The sequence below is a fragment of the Gemella haemolysans genome (assembly GCF_901873445.1).
Lineage (GTDB): Bacteria > Bacillota > Bacilli > Staphylococcales > Gemellaceae > Gemella > Gemella haemolysans_C.
The window spans coordinates 41643-48183 of the sequence record NZ_CABFLN010000008.1 but is presented as its reverse complement, the minus strand read 5'-3'; the positions used below and the strand labels follow the sequence as shown (position 1 = coordinate 48183).

At 29.8% G+C, this 6541-nt stretch carries 7 protein-coding genes; 3 read left to right on the top strand and 4 right to left on the bottom strand.

Features of this window, described 5'->3' with window-relative positions; all coding sequences use genetic code 11:
* Positions 1–158: 158 nt before the first annotated feature.
* Positions 159–1712 carry a ribonuclease Y gene (gene rny / locus JX287_RS01435; RefSeq protein ID WP_204641456.1) on the bottom strand — a complete coding sequence of 518 codons (1554 nt, stop codon included), beginning with the start codon at positions 1710–1712 and terminating at the stop codon, positions 159–161.
* Between the two features lie 483 nt (positions 1713–2195).
* On the opposite strand from rny, the gene rplK reads away from it, so the two are divergent.
* Both rplK and rplA read left to right on the top strand, forming a co-directional pair.
* On the top strand, positions 2196–2621 hold the full coding sequence (rplK, locus tag JX287_RS01430; protein WP_003145837.1) for a 50S ribosomal protein L11: 426 nt from the start codon (positions 2196–2198) through the stop codon (positions 2619–2621).
* Positions 2622–2634: 13 nt separating this feature from the next.
* A complete protein-coding gene (rplA, locus tag JX287_RS01425; protein WP_204641454.1) occupies positions 2635–3327 on the top strand; it encodes a 50S ribosomal protein L1 in 693 nt (230 codons plus the stop codon).
* Positions 3328–3471: 144 nt separating this feature from the next.
* Here rplA and JX287_RS01420 read toward each other — a convergent pair whose 3' ends face one another.
* From JX287_RS01420 to JX287_RS01410, 3 genes are read right to left on the bottom strand one after another with little or no spacing between them, the layout of a single operon-like run.
* On the bottom strand, positions 3472–4287 hold the full coding sequence (locus JX287_RS01420; protein ID WP_204641453.1) for a hypothetical protein: 816 nt from the start codon (positions 4285–4287) through the stop codon (positions 3472–3474).
* Positions 4280–4993, bottom strand: a complete 714-nt coding sequence (locus tag JX287_RS01415; protein WP_204641452.1) for an ATP-binding cassette domain-containing protein — start codon at positions 4991–4993, stop codon at positions 4280–4282. Before JX287_RS01415 ends, JX287_RS01420 begins: the two co-directional genes overlap by 8 nt.
* The gene (locus JX287_RS01410; RefSeq protein WP_204641451.1) at positions 4977–5369 is read right to left on the bottom strand and encodes a GntR family transcriptional regulator; all 393 of its coding nucleotides are present in this window, start codon (positions 5367–5369) and stop codon (positions 4977–4979) included. The genes JX287_RS01415 and JX287_RS01410 overlap by 17 nt, the downstream gene beginning before the upstream one ends.
* Positions 5370–5610: 241 nt before the next feature.
* Here JX287_RS01410 and JX287_RS01405 point away from each other — a divergent pair, with 241 nt between their 5' ends.
* Positions 5611–6294 (top strand): TIGR04283 family arsenosugar biosynthesis glycosyltransferase, encoded by a 684-nt coding sequence (locus JX287_RS01405; RefSeq protein ID WP_204641450.1) that lies wholly within the window; start codon positions 5611–5613, stop codon positions 6292–6294.
* Positions 6295–6541 lie beyond the last annotated feature (247 nt).

Here is a 6541-nt window from a genome sequence, read left to right as displayed (position 1 = left end):
CTATTAAATTAACTTCTTTTATAATATTTTATACGAATCATATTAACTACATGAAAAATTAATTATAATTTTTATACGATATAAAAGTAATAATTATTTAAAACTATATAAATATAAGCATACAAAAAAGCGACTGGATAATCCAATCGCTTAATTTATTATCTTGCAAGCTTAACCGCTCTAACCTCACGGATAACATTAACTTTAATGTTTCCTGGATATTGCATCGTTTCTTCGATTTTATTTTTAACTTCTTTGGCAATTTTGTAAGTTTTTGTATCATCTACTTCTTCAGGATTTACGATTACTCGAATCTCACGACCTGCTTGAATAGCGAATGTTTTTTCAACACCTTTGTGTTCATTTGCGATTTCTTCAAGTTTTTGTAGACGTTTAATATAGTTTTCTAATGACTCTCTTCGAGCTCCTGGGCGTGATGCAGAAAGTGCATCCGCTGTGGCAACAATGACAGAAATAGGATTTGTAGGTTCAGTATCACCATGGTGTGAAGCAATTGCATTAACAACAATCGAATTCTCTTTATATTTAAGTGCTAAAGCAACACCAATTTCAACGTGAGAACCTTCAATTTCATGATCAAGCGCTTTACCGATATCGTGTAGTAAACCTGCGCGACGAGCTGTAGCAACGTCTAAGTCTAACTCGGCTGCTATAAGTCCAGCGATATAGGCTACTTCGATAGAGTGTTGTAGTCCATTTTGACCATAACTTGTTCTATATTTTAGTTTACCAACGATTTTAACTAAGTCTGGATGCATATTGTGGATTCCAAGATCAAATGTAGCTTGCTCCCCAGCATCTCGAATAACTTGATCAATATTTTTACGCGCTTTGTCAACAGCTTCCTCAATTTTTGAAGGGTGAATACGACCATCATCAATAAGTGATTTAATCGCTGTTTTTGCAACTTCACGACGAATTGGGTCATATCCAGAAAGAATAACTGCCTCTGGTGTATCATCAATAATTAAATCAACACCAGTTAATGTTTCTAAAGTACGAATATTTCTTCCCTCACGACCGATAATACGACCTTTCATGTCATCACTTGGAAGATCAACAACAGATACTGTAGTTTCACTAACTACATCTGTTGCAAAACGTTGTAATGATTGAACGATAAGTTCTTTAGCACGTTTATCAGCAACGCTTTTCGCCTCTAGTTCTTTATTTCTTATATATATTGCCATATCTTTAGCCATATCAGTTTCAACTGCGGCCATAATCTCTTCACGAGCTTGTTCTTCTGTTAAGTTTGCAATCCTTTGCAACTCTGTTTCTTGTTGAATCTTAAGTTGATTAACCTCAGTACTCTTTTCTTCAAGTAATTGAGATTTCTCTTCCAATTTCATCTCTCTTGAACTTAACAATTCATCTTTTTTATTTAGAAGTTCTGTTTGACGTTCTAATGAAGATTCTTTTTGAACGATTCTATCTTCTTGTCTTTGAATATCTTGTTTTTTAAATTCTGCTTCTTTATTAGCAATATTAATTATCTCTTCAGCCTCTTTTTTAGCTATAGTAGTTTCTTTTTCTACTATATATCTAGCCTCTTTTCTTGCTTCACCAATAATATGGTCCGCATCTTGCTTAGATAATTCTAATTTTTTTTGAATAGAATTTTTTGAAATGATATATCCAAATAAAAGTCCAACAAGTAAAGCTGCAACACTGATTATTCCATAAATCATCTTGCAACCTCTTTCCATTTTGAAAAATTTTTATTATGATATCACTATTTTGTTAACATTTAAATATCAACAATTTGTTATATACCATAACTACAATTCTACACTACCTACAGTAAAAAGTCAATAGTTCACTAAGGGAAAATCATAGTTTACAATAACTTTTCTTCTATGTATAAATCATTTATATTTTTCTTTAAAATTTACTCCACATCATTATTAAATACTTTACATTATCACTTGAATTTTAAACGACTTAGTTGTATTATTTTACTATCTACTCAATAATTAAGTAGAACTATTTTTACTCATGATTATAAAGTTAGAATTTTTTTTAAAAAAACTTAACAAAATACTTGCAATTACTTATATGCTATGGTATTATAGTCAAGTATGTAAAAATACAAAACTTGATTGAGTGGGAGAACGAAAAATTTCAAGACGTTCAAATGACCACATCACGAAAAATATATAGGAGGTTTTATCGTGGCTAAAAAAGTTATAAAAGTTGTTAAATTACAAGTACCAGCAGGTAAAGCTAACCCAGCTCCACCAGTTGGTCCAGCGTTAGGTCAAGCTGGTGTAAACATCATGGGATTCTGTAAAGAATTCAATGCTCGTACACAAGACCAAGCAGGATTAATCATTCCAGTAGTAATCTCAGTATATGAAGACCGTTCATTTACTTTCATTACTAAAACACCACCTGCACCAGTATTACTTAAAAAAGCAGCTAAAATTGAAAAAGCATCTTCTGTACCTAACCGTGACAAAGTTGCTACAGTTTCAAAAGCTCAAGTTCAAGAAATCGCTGAACTTAAAATGGCTGACTTAAATGCAGCTTCTGTAGAAGCAGCTATGCGTATGATTGAAGGTACTGCAAGAAGTATGGGTATCTTAGTAGGAGAATAGGAGGATAATTATAATGGCAAAAAAAGGTAAAAAATATCTTGAAGCAGCTAAATTAGTAGATTCTTCTAGTCTATACTCTGTAGTAGAAGCAATCGAATTAGCTAAAAAAACAAGTACAGTAAAATTTGACGCAACTGTAGAAGTTGCATTCCGTTTAGGAGTTGACACTCGTAAAAACGATCAACAAGTTCGTGGAGCAGTAGTTCTTCCTAAAGGAACTGGTAAAACTGCAAAAGTTTTAGTTTTTGCTAAAGGTGATAAAGCAGCAGAAGCTGAAGCAGCAGGAGCTGACTACGTAGGACAAGGTGAATACATCACTAAAATCCAACAAGGTTGGTTTGATTTTGACGTAATCGTAGCTACTCCAGACATGATGGGAGAAGTTGGTAAAATCGGTCGTGTATTAGGACCTAAAGGATTAATGCCAAACCCTAAAACTGGTACTGTAACTATGGACGTTACTAAAGCAGTTAATGAAATCAAAGCTGGTAAAGTTGAATACCGTGCTGAAAAAGCTGGTGTTGTTCATACTCCAATCGGTAAAGTTTCATTCCCAACTGAAGACTTAGTTGAAAACTTCAACGCTGTTCAAGACGCTTTAGCTAAAGCTAAACCAGCTGCTGCTAAAGGAACTTACTTCAAATCTGTAGCTGTAACTACAACTATGGGTCCTGGAGTTCGCGTTAACACTGCAGAATTCAAATAAGAATTATTTAATAAAAAGAAGATTTGGTTATCTAAGTCTTCTTTTTTTCTCCTCTTCACTTTCAGAATAAAAGACAGTTCCTCTATAACTTATTTAAAAAGGAACTGTCTATTTTAGTATTCTGTTTTCTTATTTTACGTTCTTTTACTTTTTCATTGAATTATCGTATATTGTTACTATTCCAGTTTTAGACGCTTCTTTTACTCCTTCTACAAAATCTTTACTAGCATCTTTATAAAATTTATATCCACTTGAACTTAACAATAGCACCAAAATTAATATAAGTTTTATTCTATCCTTTTTACTTACTTTAGTATCCCTTTTACTATTGCTTATAATATTTACACTCACAAAGTGATAAACTATTGTAATTACTATTAACAATAATAATTTTATAATATTAAATTGTGCAATATCATATTTTGGTCCTGTAAATCCACTATAAACTCCAAGTAATGAAAATCTAAATATGCTTACTATTAATTGGTAAATTAAAATATCTCCTAAAATAAAGTATATAAATGATTTTTTAGTATATATCATCTGTATTATCACTAAATTAGATAAAGCTATAACTACAACTATAGCATAACTATACTCAATCGGATTGACTCTACGATACAGAAAATCAAGCACAAATGCAACCAGTCCTCCTACAAATAGACTTATATATGTAGTATAATAAATGTATCTTGCTTTATTATTAAATGAAATAGGAAGGTATTCAATAAACTGTTGCTCAGGATCATCATATTTTCTTCCATTTATGACTATAATTAATGAGCTAATCAGAGCTAATATTATATATGTTTTAGCAAATAATAATTCAAGTATTTCAATAATAGTGACGAAGTAATATAGTATATACAGGCTTTTATAGAACAACGGCATCGAATAATTTCTATTTGATATTATATTCCAAATCGCTCCAAATTTTGTTTCATATTGTTGTTTAATCATTTTCAACCTCTCCTTTCAATACAGAAAGTAAAATACTCTCTATATTAGTCGTATTAAATCGTGCTTGTAATTCGACGATATCTTCGTTAATCGTAATTCTCCCATTTTCAAAAACAATAATGTAATCTGCTAAACTCTGTATTATGTAGGGTTCTTCAGTCACTATAATAATAGTTTTATCTTCATCCATATATTCTCTAAGAAGCGCTATCATTTCTTTTCTAGCTATTAAACCAACACCAGAAAATGGATTATCTAAAATTAATAGTTTAGATTTTGTATAAATTCCTATAGAAAATAATAGTATTTTCCTCTCTCCTTGTGAAAGTTCATATATTTTCTTATGACGATATACTTTATGTTTACTCAGAAATTCAAAACATTTCTCTAAATTAAATCTAACATCTAATTTATATATTTTATATAGAACCTCATATACTCGTAAAGAATCTGAAAACAAAGGTTTATCCGCTACATATGAGTAAAGATTTTTAATATCTACTTCATTTTCATGAAAATTTAGATTATCATAAGTAATTACATTTTTCTCTGAAGGTAAACCTCCTAAAAGTGTTTGAAGAAATAATGTTTTACCACTTCCACTGTTACCTGTAATTGCATAGACATACCCTTCTTCTAACTCCAAATCAATTGGACCAAGTTGAAATGTTCTTTTATTAATTAATAATTTATTCACTTTTATCATAACTTTTCTCCTCCAATACACTATTAAATATATCCTTAATATCATTTAAATTAAGTCCATCATTAACAGCCTTATCAATTATACTCTTAAGTTCGTCTAAGTATTCTTCTTTTTTTATCGTTAAGATAGTAGCTAAATCTATATCATTTACAAAATATCCAACAGCACCTTTTGAATATATTAGCTCTTCTTGTAACAATACCTCATATGATTTTTTTATTGTAATGATACCAACCTCTAACTCTTTTGCTAAGCTCCTAATAGAAGGTAATTGATCATTATATTTTAAGCTACCATCTAGAATATTACTTTTAATTTGCGTTGCCACCTGCTGATATATCGGAACAGATGACATGTTAGAAAGTTTTATATTCATCATTGTCCTCCTTATTAATTTATTTTAAGCAAACTACAACATTATTCAGATATTAAAAACGTTTCCTTGTATCTACTGTGATTATACAATAGATACAGTTAGTTTGTCAATAAATATTTTAAAATTAATTTTAGTTTTTATTAAACACAAATTTAATCTAGTAATTTATATATATTTTTTTATTTTGAAAAATTTCTTATCATGTTATAATTGTATTAACTATTATTTTAGGAGTGTATTTATGATTACTATTATTGTGCCAATTTATAACGAAGAAAGAACAATACGTGATTTCATTTATAATCTATATTGTTTGCATAATATTAAAGAACACGAGGTACTTTTCATTGATGGTGGTTCTACAGATAAAACAAAAGAAATACTAGATGAACTCTCTTATTTTGGTTATTCATACCACTTATCAGATAAAAAAGGACGAGCAAATCAGATGAATTACGGGGCTAAAATCGCAAAAGGAGACATACTATGGTTTGTTCATTGTGATAGTGTTCTTCAAAAAGATGTAATAGAAAAAGTACTTTCTTGCCCCACTGAGGTCGGTTGTCTAAAGATTAGATTCTATCCAAATAGTTTTCCTATGTGGGTTAATTCATTAGTTTCTAATATGCGGGCTAGTATTACCAACCTAGCATTTGGAGATCAAGCTATATTCATAAAAAAACAAGTATTTGAAGAAATTGGTGGATATAAAGATATGCCTTTAATGGAAGATTACAAACTATCAGAAGATTTAAGTTCACGAAGTTACAAAATTACAGTAATCGACTCCCCTATTACATCATCAACTAGAAGATATAAAAATCATACTGTTAAAACAATGTGGCAGATGCAAAAATTTCAGAAGATGTATCGCCGTGGTGTTCCTGTTGAAGAATTAGCAAAAATGTATAAAGATGTGAGGTAATTTTATTTATATAATGCTAAGACTAAGTACTTAACATTTAAAAAGTTTATAAAAATACCTATAATTACTGATATTTAAGTTCACTATATATAACCCCCTTAGATATTTACTAACTTTTAGGAGTTGACTTAACAAAATCTATTTCTCTGAAATCACGATTTTTGAGTTACTCCTATTTTTAATTTAAAATTATATATTTTTTTATACATTATATATAGTTCAATTTCATTGATTATTTATGGAAACT

Excerpts from the sequence above, each read along its gene's own strand:
- JX287_RS01415 (WP_204641452.1), bottom strand. The coding sequence starts at position 4,993 with ATGATAAAAGTGAATAAATTATTAATTAATAAAAGAACATTTCAACTT.
- rny (WP_204641456.1), bottom strand. The coding sequence starts at position 1,712 with ATGATTTATGGAATAATCAGTGTTGCAGCTTTACTTGTTGGACTTTTA.
- JX287_RS01405 (WP_204641450.1), top strand. The coding sequence starts at position 5,611 with ATGATTACTATTATTGTGCCAATTTATAACGAAGAAAGAACAATACGT.
- rplA (WP_204641454.1), top strand. The coding sequence starts at position 2,635 with ATGGCAAAAAAAGGTAAAAAATATCTTGAAGCAGCTAAATTAGTAGAT.
- JX287_RS01410 (WP_204641451.1), bottom strand. The coding sequence starts at position 5,369 with ATGAATATAAAACTTTCTAACATGTCATCTGTTCCGATATATCAGCAG.
- JX287_RS01420 (WP_204641453.1), bottom strand. The coding sequence starts at position 4,287 with ATGATTAAACAACAATATGAAACAAAATTTGGAGCGATTTGGAATATA.